Origin of the sequence: Paenibacillus tyrphae (assembly GCF_000722545.1) — a bacterium.
In the GTDB taxonomy this organism is placed as follows: Bacteria; Bacillota; Bacilli; order Paenibacillales; family NBRC-103111; genus Paenibacillus_G; species Paenibacillus_G tyrfis.
This window is the reverse complement of record NZ_JNVM01000004.1, coordinates 76,406-95,828: the sequence shown is the minus strand read 5'-3', so window position 1 is coordinate 95,828 and position 19,423 is coordinate 76,406. Positions and strand designations below refer to the sequence as shown.

Annotated in this window: 19 protein-coding genes and 2 riboswitches; of the genes, 9 read left to right on the top strand and 10 right to left on the bottom strand. The window is 53.5% G+C overall.

Going from position 1 to position 19,423, the window contains the following annotated elements; genetic code table 11:
* Nucleotides 1–111: 111 nt before the first annotated feature.
* The 6 genes from ET33_RS03855 to ET33_RS03830 form a co-directional block, all read right to left on the bottom strand.
* On the bottom strand, nt 112–1,101 hold the full coding sequence (locus ET33_RS03855) for a siderophore ABC transporter substrate-binding protein (protein ID WP_036676754.1): 990 nt from the start codon (nt 1,099–1,101) through the stop codon (nt 112–114).
* Between the two features lie 66 nt (nt 1,102–1,167).
* Nucleotides 1,168–1,926, bottom strand: a complete 759-nt coding sequence (locus ET33_RS03850; protein ID WP_036676752.1) for an iron ABC transporter ATP-binding protein — start codon at nt 1,924–1,926, stop codon at nt 1,168–1,170.
* Complete coding sequence (locus ET33_RS03845; RefSeq protein WP_036676750.1) at nt 1,920–2,870, bottom strand: iron chelate uptake ABC transporter family permease subunit; 951 nt, start codon at nt 2,868–2,870, stop codon at nt 1,920–1,922. The genes ET33_RS03850 and ET33_RS03845 overlap by 7 nt, the downstream gene beginning before the upstream one ends.
* A complete protein-coding gene (locus ET33_RS03840; RefSeq protein ID WP_036676748.1) occupies nt 2,860–3,813 on the bottom strand; it encodes an ABC transporter permease in 954 nt (317 codons plus the stop codon). Before ET33_RS03840 ends, ET33_RS03845 begins: the two co-directional genes overlap by 11 nt.
* 158 nt (nt 3,814–3,971) lie before the next feature.
* Nucleotides 3,972–4,499 carry a GyrI-like domain-containing protein gene (locus tag ET33_RS03835; RefSeq protein WP_235206637.1) on the bottom strand — a complete coding sequence of 176 codons (528 nt, stop codon included), beginning with the start codon at nt 4,497–4,499 and terminating at the stop codon, nt 3,972–3,974.
* A 169-nt stretch (nt 4,500–4,668) separates the two neighbouring features.
* On the bottom strand, nt 4,669–5,073 hold the full coding sequence (locus ET33_RS03830) for a winged helix-turn-helix transcriptional regulator (protein ID WP_036676746.1): 405 nt from the start codon (nt 5,071–5,073) through the stop codon (nt 4,669–4,671).
* A gap of 169 nt (nt 5,074–5,242) precedes the next feature.
* On the opposite strand from ET33_RS03830, the gene ahlS reads away from it, so the two are divergent.
* The 6 genes from ahlS (at nt 5,243) to metE (ending at nt 11,959) form a co-directional block, all read left to right on the top strand.
* A complete protein-coding gene (gene ahlS, locus ET33_RS03825; protein WP_036676744.1) occupies nt 5,243–6,091 on the top strand; it encodes an AhlS family quorum-quenching N-acyl homoserine lactonase in 849 nt (282 codons plus the stop codon).
* A gap of 87 nt (nt 6,092–6,178) precedes the next feature.
* Nucleotides 6,179–6,369: riboswitch (cobalamin riboswitch) on the top strand.
* 143 nt (nt 6,370–6,512) lie between these two features.
* Entirely contained in the window at nt 6,513–7,280 is a 768-nt protein-coding gene (locus tag ET33_RS03820; protein ID WP_036676742.1) for an energy-coupling factor ABC transporter permease, read from the top strand.
* Complete coding sequence (locus tag ET33_RS03815; RefSeq protein ID WP_036676740.1) at nt 7,277–7,561, top strand: energy-coupling factor ABC transporter substrate-binding protein; 285 nt, start codon at nt 7,277–7,279, stop codon at nt 7,559–7,561. Before ET33_RS03820 ends, ET33_RS03815 begins: the two co-directional genes overlap by 4 nt.
* On the top strand, nt 7,558–8,361 hold the full coding sequence (gene cbiQ / locus ET33_RS03810; protein ID WP_036676738.1) for a cobalt ECF transporter T component CbiQ: 804 nt from the start codon (nt 7,558–7,560) through the stop codon (nt 8,359–8,361). The genes ET33_RS03815 and cbiQ overlap by 4 nt, the downstream gene beginning before the upstream one ends.
* Nucleotides 8,358–9,209: an energy-coupling factor ABC transporter ATP-binding protein gene (locus ET33_RS03805; RefSeq protein ID WP_036676737.1), complete on the top strand. Its 852-nt coding sequence runs from the start codon at nt 8,358–8,360 to the stop codon at nt 9,207–9,209. The genes cbiQ and ET33_RS03805 overlap by 4 nt, the downstream gene beginning before the upstream one ends.
* Before the next feature lie 99 nt (nt 9,210–9,308).
* Nucleotides 9,309–9,506: riboswitch (cobalamin riboswitch) on the top strand.
* A 158-nt stretch (nt 9,507–9,664) separates the two neighbouring features.
* On the top strand, nt 9,665–11,959 hold the full coding sequence (metE, locus tag ET33_RS03800) for a 5-methyltetrahydropteroyltriglutamate--homocysteine S-methyltransferase (protein WP_036676735.1): 2,295 nt from the start codon (nt 9,665–9,667) through the stop codon (nt 11,957–11,959).
* Between the two features lie 185 nt (nt 11,960–12,144).
* Here metE and ET33_RS03795 read toward each other — a convergent pair whose 3' ends face one another.
* The 3 genes from ET33_RS03795 to ET33_RS03785 form a co-directional block, all read right to left on the bottom strand.
* Nucleotides 12,145–13,377, bottom strand: coding sequence for an RICIN domain-containing protein (locus tag ET33_RS03795; protein ID WP_036676733.1), 1,233 nt, complete (start codon nt 13,375–13,377; stop codon nt 12,145–12,147).
* Nucleotides 13,378–13,622: 245 nt separating this feature from the next.
* Complete coding sequence (locus ET33_RS03790) at nt 13,623–15,359, bottom strand: ABC transporter ATP-binding protein (RefSeq protein ID WP_036676730.1); 1,737 nt, start codon at nt 15,357–15,359, stop codon at nt 13,623–13,625.
* 205 nt (nt 15,360–15,564) lie between these two features.
* A complete protein-coding gene (locus ET33_RS03785; protein WP_010498018.1) occupies nt 15,565–16,212 on the bottom strand; it encodes a response regulator in 648 nt (215 codons plus the stop codon).
* Between the two features lie 264 nt (nt 16,213–16,476).
* On the opposite strand from ET33_RS03785, the gene ET33_RS03780 reads away from it, so the two are divergent.
* Both ET33_RS03780 and ET33_RS03775 read left to right on the top strand, forming a co-directional pair.
* Nucleotides 16,477–16,842 carry a c-type cytochrome gene (locus ET33_RS03780; RefSeq protein WP_036676726.1) on the top strand — a complete coding sequence of 122 codons (366 nt, stop codon included), beginning with the start codon at nt 16,477–16,479 and terminating at the stop codon, nt 16,840–16,842.
* Nucleotides 16,843–16,912: 70 nt separating this feature from the next.
* Nucleotides 16,913–17,524: an SCO family protein gene (locus tag ET33_RS03775; protein WP_036676724.1), complete on the top strand. Its 612-nt coding sequence runs from the start codon at nt 16,913–16,915 to the stop codon at nt 17,522–17,524.
* A gap of 3 nt (nt 17,525–17,527) precedes the next feature.
* Here the strand turns inward: ET33_RS03775 and ET33_RS03770 are convergent, their stop codons facing one another.
* On the bottom strand, nt 17,528–18,388 hold the full coding sequence (locus ET33_RS03770) for a cytochrome c oxidase assembly protein (RefSeq protein ID WP_235206636.1): 861 nt from the start codon (nt 18,386–18,388) through the stop codon (nt 17,528–17,530).
* 206 nt (nt 18,389–18,594) lie between these two features.
* On the opposite strand from ET33_RS03770, the gene ET33_RS03765 reads away from it, so the two are divergent.
* On the top strand, nt 18,595–19,344 hold the full coding sequence (locus ET33_RS03765) for a response regulator transcription factor (protein ID WP_036676720.1): 750 nt from the start codon (nt 18,595–18,597) through the stop codon (nt 19,342–19,344).
* Nucleotides 19,345–19,423 lie beyond the last annotated feature (79 nt).

Here is a 19,423-nt window from a genome sequence, read left to right as displayed (position 1 = left end):
ATAGGGTTGACGGCCGGCGCGATAATTATTCATTTAACAAAACAAGCTCCCTTATCGCCGGCTCGGCAATGCAGGGAGCTTGTTCATGATTGCAGCGCTATGACGGCGCGATTATTGCACCGCTTTTTCCGCTTCTTTCACCATCTCGGCCACGGAAAGCAAGCCGCCGCCGGACAGATACCAATAGTTCGAATCCAGATAAATGATTTTGCCGTTTTTGTAGGCTTTCGTCTTCTTCGTCAGCTCATTTTCCACGATTTGCTTCGCCGGCGTACCGTTGCCGACAACGGCGTCGCGGTCGACGACAAACAGGTAGTCCGGATCTTTCTGAGCGACGTATTCAAACGTGATGCTTTGGCCGTGCGTCTCAACCTTGATATCTTTGTCTGCAGGCGTGAAGCCGAATTCGTCGTGGATAATGCCGAAGCGCGAGCCTTGGCCGTAAGCGCTGGTTTTGCCGCCGGTCGTCAAGATGACCAATGCGGTTTTGCCGCCTGCGGACGCTTTTTCTTTCAGCTTCTTAATGGAGTCGCCGATGGCGGCGAACTCCTTATCCGCTGCCGCTTCCTTGCCGAAAATTTGGCCGAGCAGCTTCACATTTTCTTCGAACGATTTCATGTAGCTTTTGTCGTCTATGCCCATAAAGATCGTCGGAGCGATCGCTTTGAACTCATCGTATTTGGCCGATTGCCGTGCGGAGATGATGATCAGATCGGGCTTGAGCTGGTTGATCTTCTCGAAGTCCGGCTCCATCAGGCCGCCTACGTTCGCATACTTGCTGTCTTTGTATTTGGACAAATAGGAAGGCAGGTTTTTCGACGGAACGCCGGCCACTTCAACGCCCAGTTTATCCAGCGAATCCAGCGTGCCGAAGTCGAACACAACGACCTTTTTCGGGTTCTTTTTAACTTTCGTTTCCCCAAGCTTATGTTTAATCGTCAGCTCTTCGCCGTCTTTCGGTGCGGCCGTGTTCGCGTTCTTCGCATCGCCGCTGTTGGCGCCCCCTGCCGCATTATTGGAGCTGCCCGAACCGTTCGTTCCGCACGCCGCAACCATAACGGCCAGCAGCACGATCATGAGCATCCATGACATTTTTTTCATCTTTGACCACCTCGATAATCGTAATATTTATTGCAAAGGACGGCATGGCGTCCCTTGGACAATCGGCTAAGTAAAATACACGCAAATCTTGTTCTCGTTGATATCCTCGATATGGATATCCATGTCGTAAATGTCCTTGAGCACGGACTCCTCGATGATCTCCGCCGTCGGGCCTTCGCGGACCAGCTTCCCGTCCTTGAGCGCCACGATGTAATCGGCATGGCAGGAGGCAAAATTGATGTCGTGGATCACGATGACAATCGTCTTGCCCAGCTCGTCGACCAGCCGCCGCAGCACCTTCATAATCTGGACCGAATGCTTCATATCCAGATTGTTGAGCGGCTCATCCAGCAAAATGTACTCGGTATTTTGCGCGATGACCATGGCGATGTAAGCCCGCTGCCGCTGGCCGCCGCTCAATTGATCGATATACTTGTGCTGCATGTCTTCGAGCTCCATGTAGCGGATGGCTTCGTCGACGTACACCCAATCGTCCTTCGTTAGCTTGCCCTGCGAATAAGGAAAGCGGCCGAAGCTGACAAGCTCGCGCACCGTCAAGCGGATGCCGATATGGTTGGACTGCTTCAGAATCGAGATCTTTTTGGCCAGCTCGCTGCTCTTGTACTGCCCGATTTCTTTGCCTTCGATCCACACTTCTCCCTCGTTCCTCGTCAGAAGGCGGCTCATCATGGACAGCAGCGTGCTTTTGCCGGCGCCGTTCGGCCCGATAAAAGCGGTGATGCTCCCTTTGTTGACCTTGACGGAGACTTGATCGACGACGCGCTTATTCCCGTAGGTTTTCGTTACGTTGCGTACTTCTACCACGATTTGTTCTCCTTCAACAAAAGATATAGAAAGTAAGACCCGCCGATGAAATTCACGATGACGCTGAGCGTGGTCGTAAAGGTAAACACCCGTTCCACCATCAATTGACCGCCGACCAAGGCGATCATCCCGATCAGGACCGCTCCGAGAATAAGCTGGCTGTGCCGATACGTGCGCAAAAATTGGTGCGTGACGTTGGCGACAAGCAGCCCGAAGAACGTAATCGGTCCGACCAGAGCGGTAGCGATCGACGCCAGAATCGCGACGACGATCAGCAGCCTTTTCACGATGCTGTCGTAAGGCACGCCCAGATTGATCGCATGCTCCTTGCCCAGCGAAATGACATCCAGATAGGTAAGCAGCTTCTTAAAATACAGCGTAATGATCAGCACAGCGACGACCGAAATCGTCAAAAGATCCGAGTTGACGCTGCTGAAGCTGGCAAACAGCTTGCTCTGCAAAACCATGAACGCGTTAGGATTGATCAGCATCTGCATGAACGAGGACGAGCTTTGAAACAGCGTTCCTAGAACAAGTCCGACGAGCAGCAAATAATAAATGTTCGTTCCTTCTTTGCGGAACATCAGCTTATGGAGCAGGAGCGCGAACAGCACCATCATTCCGACGGACAGCGCGAAATTCCATTGATTGCTGATCGTCGTCAGGCTGGTTGCGCCGAAAATAAAGACGATGGCGGTTTGGATCAGCATATAGAGCCAATCGAGCCCGATCATGCTGGGCGTCAAAATCCGGTTGTTCGTAATCGTCTGAAATATCATGGTCGAGAAGGCGATACAAAAGCCGGTAAGCAGCAGCGCGAGCACCTTTTTGCCCCGCCGGGGAAGGATGTAATCCCAATTGCCGCCCGACTGGATGACCATAAACAGCACAACCAAAGCCACCGCTATGACGGCAAGCAAGATTAACTTGACTTTATTGCTCATATTTCTTTCTCCTCATAAGCAGGTACAGAAAAATCCCGCTTCCGATAACCCCCACGGTCAATCCGATCGAAATTTCATACGGATAAATGATCACCCGCCCGAAAATGTCGCAGGCCAGAAGGAAGACGGCTCCGAGCAAGGCGGTATGGGGAAGATTTTTTTTCAAGTTATCCCCTTGATAAATCGTGACGATGTTCGGAATGATCAAGCCCAGAAACGGAATCATGCCGACCGTCAGCACGACAACCGAGGTCACCAGGGCCGCAATTACGAGTCCAAGGTTGACCACCTGCCTGTAATTCAATCCGAGATTGACGGAAAAATCCTCGCCCATCCCCGCGACCGTAAACTTATTGGCGAACAGGTAAGCCAGCACCGTGGCAGGAATGCTGATGTACAGCAGCTCGTAGCGGCCTTTCAGCACAACCGAGAAGTCCCCGTGCAGCCACGACGACATGCTTTGAATGAGATCGTATTTATAGGCGAAAAAGGTCGTCATCGATTCGATGAGATTGCCGAGCATGAGTCCGACGAGCGGGATGAAGATCGCATCCTTGAATTTCACCCGGTCGAGAATTTTCATAAACACGTATGTACCGGCCAGCGAAAATATAAAGGCGACGGACATCTTCTGCATCGGAGTCGCCTCTGTGAAGATCAGCAGGGCGACCAGGATGCCCAGACTGGCCGAATCCATCGTGCCCGCGGTCGACGGGGAGACGAATTTGTTGCGGCTGAGCTGCTGCATAATGAGGCCCACGATGCTCATGCTCATGCCCGCGATCAAGATGCTGATCAAGCGCGGGAACCGGCTGATCATCAGCACCTCGACCTTCTCCTCGTTCCACTGCACGATATCGGTCAGCGTCAAATCTTTCGCGCCGATGAATAAAGAAGCAACGGATAAAACAATCAGGGCAAGGACCAAATAAGTTTTTCTCATAACATTTCCTAACAATAGTTTAGTAGTAAATAATTCGATAATGATTTTCATTATCAATGAAACGATATTGAGAATCATTCTTAATGAACAATCTTAAACTATATTAGACAACAAGGCTGTGTCAGTCAAGGCTTTTTTGAAAAATTATCGGAAACGGCCTATGCAAAAAGGCAACCGCGTGAACGATTGCCTGCGCTTGTTGAGAAGCGATCAATTGAATATCTTCTCGATAGGGAAAAATAAAGACAATTTACCGTTATTATCTTTAGGGTCATAAAATTCATGAACTGCTCCAACCAATGTGTATCCATTATTCGGTAAGTAGTCATATGATTAAATGTTTCTTTATAGGAATTTAGATTACACTTAACCACAACATATTTAAATGATGGAATGACCCATTTAACCCAGCCATGCGGGGCTTCAGCATCGTCTAGAACCTCACACCCCGCTAAGTATTTCCCCTCATTTTTCCACCTTTCGAACTTTCCATCCACATCACTCATAGCTCCCCAAACCCCAACAATACTACCGTCAGAATTCAATTTTGCAAGATTGCTTATTTCAGCAAATTTACTGTTTGCCTCTTTCCATAATGGCGGTATCCAAACAGCACCTTCTGTGGCAAGTCCCTCCCCCATCTTGCCGATAACTGTAAATTTCCGTTTAACAATAATATCAACCACTTGTTTCCCCCCTCATAATTCAGCAATTGCGCCTTTGCCGTATCCAACCCCGTCTCTCCCCTTAGCTCATAAAAATCAAGCATGATGAGGTTCCGAAAGCTGCGGAACGCCATCATGCTCTTGGTCATCACTTCATCGCGCGAGCCTTCAGCAGCGCTTCCAGCAAGCCTTAATCCGCTGGCGATTGGGAATTTCCGTCATACGCTAAATCGTAGTCGGCTCTCGCCGCCTCGACATGCGGGTAATTTACTCTTGCCCATTGCCTTAGCTCTTTCATCGGTTGAAGCAGCGTTTCGCCCAGCGGGGTTAGCGAATAGTCGACGGTTGGGGGCACGGTTGGCGTAACATGGCGTCGCACCAGCCCGTCCCGCTCAAGCTTCCGGACCGTTTGCGTCAGCATTTTTTTGGAAATCCCGTCGATTCTTCTTCCCATTTCCCCGTAGCGGACACTCCCGTCTTCCAGGGTGTACATGACGAGCGCCGTCCATTTGTCGGATATCAATTCAAGAACTCTGCTGTAGCCGCAAGTCGCCGGCGAGTTTCCGAATGGTCTTGTTTCGGGTAAAGATGTCAAATGATCTCCCTCCTATACACCTGGAAGTACCCAGGACACCAAAAAGTGCCTACTTATGTAATTTTAGTTTATATACTATGGTATGTCTATACCGCCCGCCAAAGTTGAAATCCGGAGCATGAGCGAGCGTACAAGCGAATATATTTGTTTACTAATGGGAGGAATGAACATGTCAAATCTAATAAAAGCCCGGCCCAAGCTGTATGTGATGGACAACGGCCGGATGAGCATGGACAAAAACTGGCTGATCGCCATGCACAATCCGGCGACGGTCAGCAACCCGAATGCGCAGACGCAGTTCGTGGAATTTCCGATTTACACCGTATTGATCGATCATCCGGAAGGGAAAATTTTGTTCGATACGTCCTGCAACCCGAACTCGATGGGCGCCCAAGGACGCTGGACCCAAGCGACCCAGCAGGCGTTCCCCTGGGTGGCAAGCGAGGAATGCTACCTGCATAACCGGCTGGAGCAGCTGAAAGTAAGACCCGAGGACATCAAGTACGTGATAGCCTCCCATCTTCATCTGGACCATGCGGGATGCCTGGAGATGTTCACGAACGCGACGATTATCGTCCACGAGGACGAGCTGAATGGCGCCCTACAGTCCTACGCACGCAACCAAAAAGAAGGCGGCTATATTTGGGCGGACATCGATGCGTGGATCAAAAACCATTTGCAGTGGAAGACGGTCAAGCGCACTGAAGATAACCTGGATCTGGCCGAAGGGATCAAGATTCTTAATTTTGGAAGCGGCCATGCCTGGGGCATGATAGGCTTGCACGTCGACATGCCGGAAACGGGCGGGATCATCCTCGCTTCCGATGCGATCTATACGGCGGAAAGCTTCGGCCCTCCGGTCAAGCCGCCGGGCATTTTGTACGATTCGCTCGGTTACCGGAACGCGGTGGAGAAAATCCGCACGCTGGCTAACCGAACGAACTCCCAAGTGTGGTTCGGGCATGATGCGAATCAATTCAAAACGTTCCGCAAATCGACTGAAGGATATTACCAGTAAAAATTTTCGAACATTCGAAAGGAAATGACCTGTTTGTATCGAATAGTTTTGTAGCGAACCATTTATTCTGCAAGCATCGATACAACCACATAACGAAATCGATAAGGTGCCTTTGCGTGGAGCAAAGGGTAACAGGGAATCGGGTTCAAATCCCGAGCGGTCCCGCCACTGTATTCGGGGAGTTTCTTTCCATGACGTCACTCGATTCACCCGTCGGGGAAGGCGAAAGAACACGACGATCCGAGAGCCAGGAGACCTACCTTATGGATGCACCCCAAAGCCTTCGCGGAAAGGAGAGGTGTACGAACATAGCCGGACAATGACCTGTGTGCATTGTCGTTTGTCGGCGCGCGTACCCAAGACCCATCCTACAGGATCGGTCTTTTTTTTGGTTTACAAGTATCATTCAGGAGGAATTATCATGAAAAAGAAAAAGACAATCGGCACCCTGCTTTTGGTAAGCGGTTTAACGTTGTATTTATCGTTGAACGCGCCCGAATCCGCTTACGCCATGCATATTATGGAAGGATTTCTGCCGATCGGCTGGGCCGTTTTCTGGTGGGCCGCCTTTCTGCCCTTCTTCATTCTCGGGCTGCGGGCGCTCCGGAAAATAACGAAGGAAACGCCGGAACTGAAAATTATGCTCGGTCTGGCCGGCGCCTTTACCTTCGTGCTGTCGGCGCTGAAAATTCCGTCCGTGACGGGAAGCAGCTCGCATCCGACGGGCACGGGGCTCGGAGCGGTCATGTTCGGTCCGCTGCCGATGAGCGTGCTGGGTTCCATCGTGCTGCTGTTTCAAGCTCTGCTGCTTGCCCACGGCGGGCTGACGACCCTCGGAGCCAACGCGTTCTCCATGGCCGTCGCGGGTCCGTTCGTTGGTTACATGGTGTACAAAGGAATGATGAAGTCGACCGGCAAGCAGAAGCTGTCCATCTTCACGGCAGCGGCGCTCGCCGATCTGTCCACTTATATCGTAACGTCGCTTCAGCTGGCGCTCGCTTTTCCGGCCGAGCAAGGCGGCGTGGCGGCCTCATTCCTCAAATTCGGCGGTATTTTCGCCATCACGCAAATTCCGCTGGCCATCAGCGAAGGTCTGCTGACCGTATTAATCTGGAACTGGCTGCAGGCCTACAGCTCGGAAGAGCTGTCGCTGCTGCAGCGTAAAATGAAAGGAGCGCGCGAGTTGTGAAAACCGGAACCAAAAACATCCTGCTGCTTGTCGCCGTCGTCCTGCTGGCCGTACTGCCGCTGCTCTTCGTGAAGGCGGAGTTTGGCGGTGCGGACGATGCCGCCGAACAATTGATCAAGACGATCCAGCCGTCCTACGAGCCCTGGTTCTCGTCGCTGCTGGAGCCGCCGGCCGAAACCGAAAGCATGCTGTTCGCGCTGCAGGCCGCCATCGGAGCCGGATTTATCGGGTACGTGATCGGCCTGTTCCGGGGCAAGGCGTCCAAGTCGAAATCGCAATGATCCGGCTGATCGATTCGCTGTCCTACAGCAACCGGCTGCGCGGCATGTCCCCGATGTGGAAATGCGGCTTCGCAGCCGCGCTGTTCATTTTGTCGTACGGGTCGCATCCTCCCGTCCAAGCGGCGATCTTCGCCTGGATGATCGTGTGGGTCGTCCGGTATGCCCGAATTCCGCTGAAAGCCCATATGGTCATGCTGGGAACGGCTTGCTTGTTTTTTATCGCCAGTGTGCCGGCCCTGCTCATCGAGATCCAGCCGGGAAGCGCCGTCGCTCCCGGCTCCTCTATGTTCGTTCTGTGGTCCCGGCCGTACGGGTCCGTATTCGTCACCGAGACAGGACTGCATACGGCTGAGGCGTTGTTCATGCGGGCGGCGGCTTGCTTGTCGGCCGTTTCGTTCATCATGTTCACGACGCCGGTGGCCGAGCTGTTTCAAGTAATGAAACGGCTGCGGGTTCCGGCTCTGGTGCTTGAGCTGATGTTGATCACGTACCGTTTCCTGTTTATTTTGACGGAGACGGCGCACGATCTGTATACCGCGCAGCGGGCACGTGGAGGACACAACGGCTTTCGCGGCAGGCTGAACGATACGGCGATGCTGATCGTCCGGCTGTTCGTCAAGACGATGCACCGCTACAAAGGATTGTCGCACGGTCTCGTTTCCAGAGGATTTACCGAAGAAATCCGTCTTGCCCCTTACCGGGCCGGTTCGGTTCCTGTTCGATACCGCCTCGAAAGCGGCATCGGCGTCGCGATATTATTGCTGCTGGAGTGTTGGCTCCGCTGGAGGGGAATCGTATGAAACCGATATTGGAAGCGCTAGACCTCCGGTACAGCTATCCCGGCACCCGGGAGGAGGCGCTGTGCAGCTTGACCTTAACGATACCGCAAGGAAAAAAGACGGCGATCTGCGGCCACAACGGGTCCGGCAAATCGACCTTTTTCCTGCATGCGATCGGCATCCACCGCCCCGCTTCGGGACAGCTGAAGTTGAAGGGCGCGCCTCTATCGTACCGCCGCGACGACCTGCTGCGGCTTCGCCGGCAGGTCGGTCTTGTATTCCAGGACCCGGAGCAGCAGTTGATTTTGAATACGCCATACGAAGACGTCTCCTACGGTCTGCGCAATGCCGGACTCCCGGAGGACGAGATTGCCGTCCGAACGGAGCGGATGCTGCTCTCCATGGGGCTGAAGCCTCTCGCCGACACCCCGATCCACCAGTTGAGTCTGGGGCAAAAGAAGCGCGTCGCGCTGGCGGGCGTGCTCGTGCTGGAGCCTGAGCTTCTGCTGCTGGACGAGCCGACGGCTTACCTCGACCGCCTGTCCGAGCGGCAGCTGCTGGAGGAGCTGGACCTTGCCCAGGAGCAAGGAATTACGGTTGCGATGGCAACCCACGATATGAATCTGGCCTACGCTTGGGCCGATTGGGTGCTGGTCATGGACCAGGGCGCATGCTGTATGGCGGGACCGCCGCACGAAGTGTTCGCCGACGAAGAGAAGCTGCGCTCGCTCGGGTTGGAACCGCCGATGCTGCTGGAGCTTTGGCAAGCGCTCCCGGCCGCCGTCCGCAAAAGCCATGCCCCGCCCCGCAGCGTCGAAGCGATGAAAGCTTTTTTGCAAACCGGCTATATGGCCGCAAGCGCTCTTTAGCAGCGAACCAAGCGGTTCCGCTTCTCTGGAACTATCGCTGTTTAAAAATTATACTTGTATAATCTATCGGTTTAGTTGTATATTGATACAGAATCATAACTGAATATTGTGGGAACAGGTGCTCCCCTACGTTCGCGTATCGGAGCTTAAAAGGGAAGCCGGTGAAAAACCGGCGCGGTCCCGCCACTGTAACGGAGGAGTTTTACGCCATACTTAGCCACTGATCTGCGGATTGGGAAGGCCGGCGCAAAACCATGATTCCGGAGCCAGGAGACCTGCCTGTTCTGACAGCACTGCTTTACCTACGGGAGATAGGGAGGTGTTAAAGATGGCAGCCGCCGTGCGTATTCAACGAGGGGCATCTTTATCCTTTTTCGCTTTAGGATAAAGATGCCTTTTTTTCATTTTGAGGATTTAAATAGCAGAAAAAATAAAACCTGAGGAGGCTTTTAAACATGAGTCGGATCGTAAGCAGCAATATCGGATACCCGCGTATCGGGGCACAACGGGAATGGAAAAAGCTTCTGGAATCGTTCTGGGCGGGCAAATTGCCGGAGGAGCAATTTGTAAGCGGGCTCGAAACGCTCCGCTTGGCGCATCTCAAGGTTCAGCAGGAAAAAGGAATCGAGCTCATTCCGGTAGGCGATTTTTCGTTATACGACCATATGCTCGATACGGCGGCGATGTTCGGGCTCGTTCCGAAACGCTTTGCTTATGACGGTGGGCCTGTCCCGCTTCAAACCTATTATGCTATGGCGCGCGGAACCCAAGGCGCTCCGGCGTGCGAGATGACCAAATGGTTCAACACGAACTACCACTACATCGTGCCCGAGTTGAACGGTCTGACTCCGGCATTGACCGTGAACAAGCCGCTGGAGGCTTACCGCGAAGCGAAGCGCAAGCTCGGGATCGACGGGAAGCCGGTTCTGATCGGACCGTATACGTTCCTGAAGCTGTCCAAAGGCTATGCGCCGGAGCAGCTGGACGCCTTGATCGAATTGTTCCTGCCGCTGTACAAACAAATTTTGACCGAACTGGAGCAGGAAGGCGCGGCATGGGTGCAGATCGACGAGCCGATTCTGGTTACGTCCTTATCCGAGACCGATATGGAGCGAATCGCAGACATTTATTCGCAGCTTCATGCAGCCGCTCCCGGTCTGAAGCTGATGCTGCAGACGTATTTCGATTCGGTCGAGCACTTCGAGCGGACGGTCGCCCTGCCGGTTCAAGGCATCGGACTCGATTTCGTCCACGGAGCGGAGCGGAATATCGCCGCCCTGCGGACGCATGGGTTCCCGGCCGACAAGGCGCTGGGCATCGGATTGATCGACGGGCGCAACGTATGGCTGGCCGACCTCGAAGCCAAGCTGCAACTGCTGGATGAAGTGTCCGCTCTCGTCCCGTCGGGGACGTTGATTGTTCAGCCTTCCTGCAGCCTGCTGCACGTCCCGGTGACGACCCGGACAGAAGAACAGGCGAACGCCGAACTGCTGCCCTTCCTGGCCTTCGCCGACGAGAAGCTGGACGAAGTCGTTCTGCTGAGCAAGGCGGCGGCCGGGGAACGAACGGACGCCGTACGGTCCGGACTGGAAGCAAGCGCACGGCTTGTCCGGGAACTGAACGATTCTCCGTTCCGCAACCGGGCAACTGTGCGCGCGGCCACCCGGCATATTGCCGGAGGTCCATCGGCCAGACAAAGCTCTTATTCCGTGCGCCATATTCTCCAGCAAAATAAATTCCAGCTCCCGCTCCTGCCGACAACGACGATCGGCAGCTTCCCGCAGACGCCGGAAGTGAGACAAGCGCGCAAACGCTGGAGAACCGGGGAATGGAACGAAGCGCAGTACCGGACCTTCATTCAGGAGCAAATTCAAGCGTGGATCAAGATTCAGGAAGAGCTTGGCTTGGACGTGCTGGTGCACGGCGAGTTCGAACGGACGGACATGGTGGAGTTTTTCGGCGAGAAGCTGGACGGCTTCCTGTTCACCCGGAACGGCTGGGTTCAATCGTACGGCTCCCGCTGCGTTAAGCCGCCGGTCATCTACGGCGATGTCGAATTCGTCCAGCCGATGACGGTGGAAGAAACAGTCTATGCGCAATCGCTGACGTGCAAGCCGGTCAAGGGCATGCTTACCGGTCCGGTCACCATCCTGAACTGGTCGTTCGTCCGCGACGATATCTCCCGGGAGCAAGTCTCCTACCAGATCGCCTTGGCGCTGCGCCAGGAGGTGGAGGCGCTGGAAACGGCTGGCATCGGCATGATCCAGATCGACGAGCCCGCGCTGCGCGAAGGCTTGCCGTTGAAACAGCAGGATTGGCAGCATTACCTGGACTGGTCGGTGCACGCTTTCCGCTTGACCTCCGCCGCTGTGAAAGACACAACGCAAATTCACACGCATATGTGCTACTGCGAGTTTCATGACATTATCGACGCGATCCGCGCTCTCGATGCGGACGTCATTTCCATCGAAACGTCGCGCAGCCACGGCGAGCTGATGCAGAGCTTCGACGAGCACACCTACGATCAGGGCATCGGTCTGGGCGTGTACGACATTCACAGCCCGAGGGTGCCGGCCGTCGACGAGATGGTCCGCACGATCGAACGCGCGCTGTCCGTTTTGGAGCCGGAGCTGTTCTGGATCAACCCGGATTGCGGGCTCAAGACGAGAGGCATCGAAGAAACGGTCGCTTCCCTGCGCAACATGGTCGCTGCCGCCGAACAGTTCAGGGCGCGCTGCGCCAAAGCGTAGCCCGCATGGAGCGCCCGTAAGGCATAGAACGGCTTACGGCTCCCCGCTTCGTAAATCGTAAAAAAAGAAACCGTTTCTTTGCCCAATGGAGGCATGATCCCCATTGGACAAGAGACGGTTTCTTTGTCGTCGCAGCCTTTGACGAAAGAAGGCTGCTTTAGTGCTGCTGGCTTAGCGCTGACGGGTCAGTTCACTTTGACAAACGACCACTTTTGCGCATCCGTTCCATTGTCGCTCCACTGCTGGACCGCCGCGCCGTCAGCGGTCGAGGAGCCGGATACATCCGCGATCAGTCCGCTCGCTTTGGAAACAAGCTTGAAATAGCCGCCTCCTACATCGACGATACTCCATCTTTGCGCAGCGCTGCCGTTATCGTCCCATTGCTGCAGCTGCACGCCGCTGGAAGTCGACGAGTTAGGCACATCCAGCACTTTTCCGCTGTGAACGGCTGTGAGCTTGTAATAGCCGTCCCCGGTGCTCTCCACTTTGAACTTCTGGTTATTGGCGACATAGTTGGTCCATTGTTGTATTTTGGCCCCGCTCTGCGTCGACACGTCCACAACATCCATCACCTTGCCGCTGGCTTTGGAGGCTATCGTATAAATGCCTCCGTTAACAATGCCCGGCGAGGCTTGGTACACGCGCACGTAATCCACCAGCATTTGCGCTGGGAACGGTGTGGAAGGATCGGGGCTGCCGGGCCAATTGCCGCCCACGGCAAGATTCAGCAGGAGGAAGAACGGCTGCTGAAACTCCTCCGTGTTCCCGGTGCCATTTTCAATATAAAAAGCGTTGTACTCCTGGCCGTCCACAAACCACCTAATATATTTGGAGTCCCACTCGATGCTGTACACGTGATACTGAGAAAAATCGAGATTGCCGGAAACCCGCCCGTAATCGGCGTGTCCCCCCGCATCCCAGTGTACGGTGCCGTTGATATGCGGGTTGTTATTGACCCGTTCCATAATGTCGATCTCGCCGCATTTAGGCCAGCCTACCGCATTGATGTTCGAGCCCAGCATCCAAAATGCCGGCCACAGCCCCTGACCGGAGGGCAGCTTGATGCGCGCTTCGATTTTCCCGTAAGTAAAGCTTTTCAAATTTTGGGTTTTGATCCGCGCAGAGGTGTAATTCATGCCGCCATAAGACTCCTTGCGCGCCGTAATCACGAGATTCCCGTCTGCAACCCGCACATTTTCGGGCCGGTTTGTATAATACTGCAGCTCATTGTTTCCCCACCCGTTCTGGCCCGTGCCGATCTCCGCAGACCAGTTGGCGGAATTTAAAGCATTGCCGTTAAATTCGTCGCTCCAGACCAGATTCCAGTTCGGGGCCGCATCCGCATGGCCGATGGGCACTAAGGCGACCAGGAGAGTAAACAGCAGAAAAAAACTTAGCAGCTTTCCTCTTTTCAACATGAAATTCCCTCCTCATTTTCGGATCAAAGCTTCGGTTCCAAAGCAGCATCAAATGATAACGTTTACACAAGCTGTAATTCCATTATAAACGGCCTTCAATTGATTGATCAACCTAAAATATGGTTTTGTTTACATTTTGAAGAATTCCGAGTGCCTATGGCAAGTCAGCATAAATAAAAGCGACAGCCTCGGGCGTAACATGAAGGCCCGGACTGCCGCTTTATTTATTCCCTGACCGTAATCCGTCAGATTTTTAATTGCATGTTATATAAATTCGCATAGGTACCGCTCGATGCGATTAACTCTTCATGTGTTCCCTGCTCCTCCATCCCCCGGTCCGTTAACACGATAATTCTTTGTGCATTTCTGACGGTGGACAACCGGTGGGCGATGACGATGGTCGTGCGATTGTCCGCCAGCTTCTCCAAGGAATCTTGCACGGCCTTCTCGCTTTCATTATCCAGGGCGCTGGTCGCTTCATCAAAAATGATAACAGGCGGGTTTTTCAGGAAAACGCGCGCAATGCTCAGCCTCTGCTTTTGTCCCCCGGATAATTTCACGCCGCGTTGACCGATATCCGTATCGTAACCGTCCGGCAGCGACATGATAAAATCATGCGCATTCGCCTTTTTGGCGGCCTCAATGATCTCTTCCCTGCTTGCGTCGATTTTTCCGTAGCGGATATTGTCTGCGACGGTTCCGGTGAACAAGTAGACATCCTGCTGGACGATGCCGATGTTCCTCCTGAGCGAACGCATGCTGACCTCATTGATATTCGTCCCGTCAAGCAAAATTTGCCCCGCACTGACTTCGTAAAAGCGGGGAATCAGTGAGCAGAGGGTCGTTTTGCCGGCGCCCGAAGGCCCGACCAACGCAATGTATTCTCCGGCCTTGATATGCAGAGAAACGTCCTTGAGCACGTGGTCTTGGTCTTCTTTGTACTTGAAGCTCACATTTTTAAACTCCACGTTTCCCCGAACATGCGTCAGCTCCTCGGCATTGTCCACATCTCGGATATCCGGTTCCACTTCCAAAATATCCATGAACCGGTCGAAGCCGGTAATGCCTTCTTGATAAAGCCTGGCGAAATTCACGAATCGTTGAATCGGATCGATGAGGATCCCGATAAATAGAAAAAAGGTAAGCAAATCGGCCAGCGCCAAAGAAGCGTTGACGATCGCAGCTCCGCCAAAGACCACCAGGGCGACGGTAATAAGCTGCGTGAACGCAATCAACCCTGCGTGAAACCAGGTCTCGCTTTTATAGCCGTCGCTTCGGCTTTGAACAAACCGTTTGTTTTCGTAAGCGAACTTCTTCTTTTCCACCGATTCGTTGGTAAAGGATTGTACGACTCGAATTCCCGATAACGTATCTTCAAGCTGCACGTTAATATCGCCGATCCGATCCCTGCTTCTTCTTAGCGCCCTGTTCATTTTCTTATTGAAAAACCACGCGTAAACACCCATCACGGGCAGGAAGAGAAAGACGAAGAGGGTAAGCTTAGCGTCGATATGGAACAGGATGATGAAGGCGCCGACAAACTTCAGGACCGAGATGAGGATATCTTCCGGACCGTGATGGAATAATTCCGTCATGGAGAAAATATCGTTTGTCGCCCGGGTCATGAGTTGGCCTGTTTTTTGCTCGTCGTAGAAACGAAACGACAGCTTTTGCAAATGATCGAAAAATTCGGTTCGCATGTCGCTCTCCATCTTCGCCCCCATCATATGCCCTTGATAGGAAACGAACATCTCGCAAAGCGTATGCAAGGCGACCAGAACCAGCATGACCGCACCCATCGCGTAGATTTGCTCCAGCGCACGGGGTCCGCCTTCTTCCAAAACGTTTACGGTGATGTATCTGACGCATAAGGGAAGTGCCAGAGTAACGGCGGATACCACAAACGCGCAAGCCAAATCCGCAAATAACAAACCTAAATAAGGCTTGTAATAAGATAAAAATTTCTTGAACCGAGTATTCAAGTCGCTTTCCTCCAATGATTTGGAGGGTTAACGAAGCGTTGCCCTCCAAGTTTTTTTCGTTTGGGTTTGGACTGCTCCTGTTTTTCTCATATACCTCACTCATTTCTGAAATTTTTTATAACAACATCCTCAACTTACCATACCCTTTAAAAAAGGATCAACCACTTAAATGATTTAAATTGTTTTTTCCGCTTAGTCGAGCTTCCTATCCCCTGATCCAGCCCTTCTCATAGGCATAGCGCATCAATTGCACCCGGTTGTCCAAATGCAGCTTATGCAAAATATTTTTCAGATGGTTTTTCACCGTATGTTCGGAGATGGATAAAATTTCCGAAATTTCCCGGTTGGAGTTCCCTTTGGCCACGCACTCCAAAATTTCCTTTTCCCGTCCGGTGAGCGGCGAATGATCGGGAATGCTCTGCCTGACGGAGGAAAACTCCTGAAGCAGACGCACGGCGATTTCCCGGGACATCGGGGCTTCGTCGATGGCGACGGCCCTTAAATATTCGTGCCAGGACGCAGGATGAAGGTTTTTCAGCAAATAGCCCTGAGCCCCTTTCTTCAGCGCCTCGAACAAATGCGTAATATCGTCCGATACCGTAACCATGACAATTTTGACATACGGGAACCGTTCTTTGATCAGCTTGGTCGCTTCCAGGCCGTCCAATTCGGGCATGCGGATATCCATCAGAATGACATCGGGCATCCACTGCTCCGCCAGCATCACCGCTTCTTTTCCGTTCGTCGCCTCGCATATGATCTCGAACTCCGGGTCCGCTTGAATAATTTCCCGCATCGCCTGGCGCGCATGCGCATGGTCGTCAGCCAGCATAATTCGAATCGGTTGACTCATGGAATGGAATCCCCTCTCTTTCCTTACCGGCTGCGCTCGTTTCGCATCTTCTCGCCGTCCGGATCAACGATCGTACTCCTGTGATTCCATCTAACCATACCCTCCCGCAAACCCCCATGACTCAGTCGGGCTATTTCCCGCCGGACGATCGACAATTTCGTGACAAATCCAAGGAGGAAGCGCTTCAGTCTGACTCCAAAGTGCTATATACAAGCCGGAAACGAAAGTGCTAGGATTATCCTGGAAATGAAAGGAGGCGCATGTATGCATCGATGGATTATGGTATCCCTGTGCGGAATTGCCTGCGTTCTGGGCATGGGATTTTTGTTCGCCGAGGTGCAGCGGCATTCGAGCGAGGCCAAGCAGGAGGCGGCCGCTCCGGCCCTTCCCGATGCTCCGCTGAACGCCCAGGCCGCCGAAGCCGTCTACAAGCAATCCTGCATCGCCTGTCACGGCAACGACCTGGAAGGCAAAATGGGACCGAATCTGCAAAAGGTCGGCGACAAGCTGTCGGCCGAGCAGTTGTACAAAGTGATCCAGAACGGACGCGGAGGCATGCCGGCATTCAAGAGCAGCCTGAAGGACGAGGAGATTGCCAACGTCGCCCGCTGGCTGGCCGAAAAGAAATAACGCGCACGGAATACGAAATACGAGACGAACGGCGAAAAGATAACGAAACCGGAGGTTAAACAATTCACGGATGAAGCCATGGATTCAAAAGAACGGGTTTAAATTGACGGTCACCCTCCTGCTGGTCGCCCTTGCGATCTCCCTATTTACCTGGTTCAACCAAGGGCCGCCCCTGCCGGTCTTGAAGCAGGCGCCGAACTTTGAGCTGAGCGGGCTGGACGGCGGGAAGGTATCTTTAAGCGATACGAAAGGCAAAGTGCGTCTGGTCGAATTCCTGTTCACCAATTGCCCGGACGTGTGCCCGGCAACGACGTACAACATGGTTAAGCTGCAGAACGAATTAAAGAAAGACGGCATGTGGGGAAATAAGGTCCATTTCCTGTCGGTCACCTTCGATCCCGAGCGCGATACGCCTCAAGCGTTTAAAACGTACGGAGACAAAATGGGGATGGATTACAGCGGCTGGACGCTGCTAACCGGGACGGAGAAACAAACGGCGGACGTCGCGAAAGATTTTGGCGTGATGGTGCAAAAGATGAAGGACGGCGGGTTCGTACATACGGTCACTTCGCTGTTCCTGGTCGACCAGGAAGGCCAAATCCGCAAAATTTATACGATGGGCGAAGAGATGGACAACGACGAGATTCTAAAAATGATCCGGCAAATCGCCGGATCAAAATAACGCTTACAGCGTCGGCTCAAGCAGGGGATCGGGAAGGTCCTCTGCTTTGTCTTTTTCTCTCCGGTACCATTGGAAGAACACGAGGCCAAGCAGGCAGCCGTACGAAATTTCCTGCATAATCTTCATGATCACGCCTCCCAGCTGCTGGTCGGACAGCGGCGTAAGCCATGGGCTTGAGAACGACACCGGCTCCACCGGAATCGCATAGAACGGCAGGCAAAGCAGATGCGCCCCGGCGGTGTAGGTCTCGTACATCGGCGCTTTGGCAAAAATGATGAGCGCGCATGCCGGCGTCAGCAAAATGCCGTTTATGAAAATATACCCCATTTTTTTTAGCTCGCTCATCGCATAGATCGCCCCGGCGGGACTGAACAAGGACCACCATAGAGCGAACGCCGAGAAGAACAGAAGCAAATGCAGCGCATTATGAAGCGCATAATTCGACATCGCCGCATCGAAGATCATTGGGATGTGATAGAAAGAAAAAGCGCCGTTGAACAAAAACATCGCAAAGATCGGGTTGCCGAAAACAAGGATCACCCTCCGGCTCCACGGATTGTCGCTGAGCGCCCGGAAAAAGCCTTCCGGCATCCCCCGGAGCAGCAGCGGCGGAACGATCAGGTACATCACGGACTGCTGAAGCATATGGATGCTGAACCAGAAGTGCCCGCCCAGATTCAGCGGCCCTCCGAGCGCAATGTACAGCAGGAACAGCCCGACAAAAAAGCTCGCCATCTGCCGTCCGGACACCGTGCCGCCCTTGTAGCGCATGTAAAATACGGCCGCCAGCGCAACCGTCAGAAACATCTCCGGCCCCCACACTACCCGGAATCCGTACGTTTCCATCATCAACTGAAAGTCCAAGCTCAAAGCCTCCTTTACTTCTTCGTCTCCTGGCATCCCCTCCATCTTACCTAATTTCGCCCCCGGTTCCTATGACACGAAAGGGCCATCTCGCTGTCACAAAGGAGACAAGCTTTGTTCACCGGACCGACGACGAAATGACTCATTCGAGGCATGCCCTCAGGGCATTCTAAGACTACAATGAGAAGCGTGAAGGAGGAACTGTCATGACCTTAGCTTACAAGATGCTTATCGCTGACGACGAGGACCGGATCCGCCGCATATTGAACCTGTATTTGAATAAAGACGGCGCCGCCGTGGACGAAACCGGAGACGGAACGCAGGCGCTGCAAATGGCTTTGGACCGCGATTACGATATTTTGCTGCTCGATTGGATGATGCCCGGACTGAACGGTCCCGAGATTTGCCGGCTGCTCAAACAGGTCAAGACGACGCCGGTAATCCTGCTGACGGCCAAAGCGGACGAAAGCGACCGCCTCCTCGGCTTCGAAGCCGGAGCGGACGATTATGTGCTGAAGCCGTTCAGTCCGCGCGAGCTGATCTGCCGCATCCATGCGATTCTGAAGCGCACCGCTCCGGGACGGCTCCGGCTGGAAAACAAATCGCGCCACGACATCGTGCTGCCGCATTTAGTCATTGAGCACCTGGCCCGGCGCGTGCTGATCGACGGTCACGAGATCGCTCTGACTTTGAAGGAGTACGAGCTGCTGCGTTATTTTGCATTGAACGAGAATAAGACGTTGACTCGCGAGGAGCTGCTGAAGGAAGTATGGAAGTACGAGGTGATCGTGGATTTTCGGACGGTGGACTCCCATATCCGGCGCATCCGGGAAAAAATGCACGCCGTCTCGCCGCCTGCCGCCTCGATGCTTCGCACGGTCTGGGGCATAGGCTACCGCTTGGATGTGCCCGCTTCATTCGCGTTGAATAAGCAAAAAACCGTTATCGAACGATGACGGTAACGGTGAGCTTGTTGAGCAATATAGAGTGTACGAGGGGGTGGGGTATCTACTTCCGGTCGCTCTTGTCTGCAGG

Excerpts from the sequence above, each read along its gene's own strand:
- ET33_RS03855 (WP_036676754.1), bottom strand. The coding sequence starts at position 1,101 with ATGAAAAAAATGTCATGGATGCTCATGATCGTGCTGCTGGCCGTTATG.
- ET33_RS03845 (WP_036676750.1), bottom strand. The coding sequence starts at position 2,870 with ATGAGCAATAAAGTCAAGTTAATCTTGCTTGCCGTCATAGCGGTGGCT.
- ET33_RS03840 (WP_036676748.1), bottom strand. The coding sequence starts at position 3,813 with ATGAGAAAAACTTATTTGGTCCTTGCCCTGATTGTTTTATCCGTTGCT.
- ahlS (WP_036676744.1), top strand. The coding sequence starts at position 5,243 with ATGTCAAATCTAATAAAAGCCCGGCCCAAGCTGTATGTGATGGACAAC.
- ET33_RS03820 (WP_036676742.1), top strand. The coding sequence starts at position 6,513 with ATGAAAAAGAAAAAGACAATCGGCACCCTGCTTTTGGTAAGCGGTTTA.
- cbiQ (WP_036676738.1), top strand. The coding sequence starts at position 7,558 with ATGATCCGGCTGATCGATTCGCTGTCCTACAGCAACCGGCTGCGCGGC.
- ET33_RS03805 (WP_036676737.1), top strand. The coding sequence starts at position 8,358 with ATGAAACCGATATTGGAAGCGCTAGACCTCCGGTACAGCTATCCCGGC.
- metE (WP_036676735.1), top strand. The coding sequence starts at position 9,665 with ATGAGTCGGATCGTAAGCAGCAATATCGGATACCCGCGTATCGGGGCA.
- ET33_RS03795 (WP_036676733.1), bottom strand. The coding sequence starts at position 13,377 with ATGTTGAAAAGAGGAAAGCTGCTAAGTTTTTTTCTGCTGTTTACTCTC.
- ET33_RS03785 (WP_010498018.1), bottom strand. The coding sequence starts at position 16,212 with ATGAGTCAACCGATTCGAATTATGCTGGCTGACGACCATGCGCATGCG.
- ET33_RS03780 (WP_036676726.1), top strand. The coding sequence starts at position 16,477 with ATGCATCGATGGATTATGGTATCCCTGTGCGGAATTGCCTGCGTTCTG.
- ET33_RS03775 (WP_036676724.1), top strand. The coding sequence starts at position 16,913 with ATGAAGCCATGGATTCAAAAGAACGGGTTTAAATTGACGGTCACCCTC.
- ET33_RS03765 (WP_036676720.1), top strand. The coding sequence starts at position 18,595 with ATGACCTTAGCTTACAAGATGCTTATCGCTGACGACGAGGACCGGATC.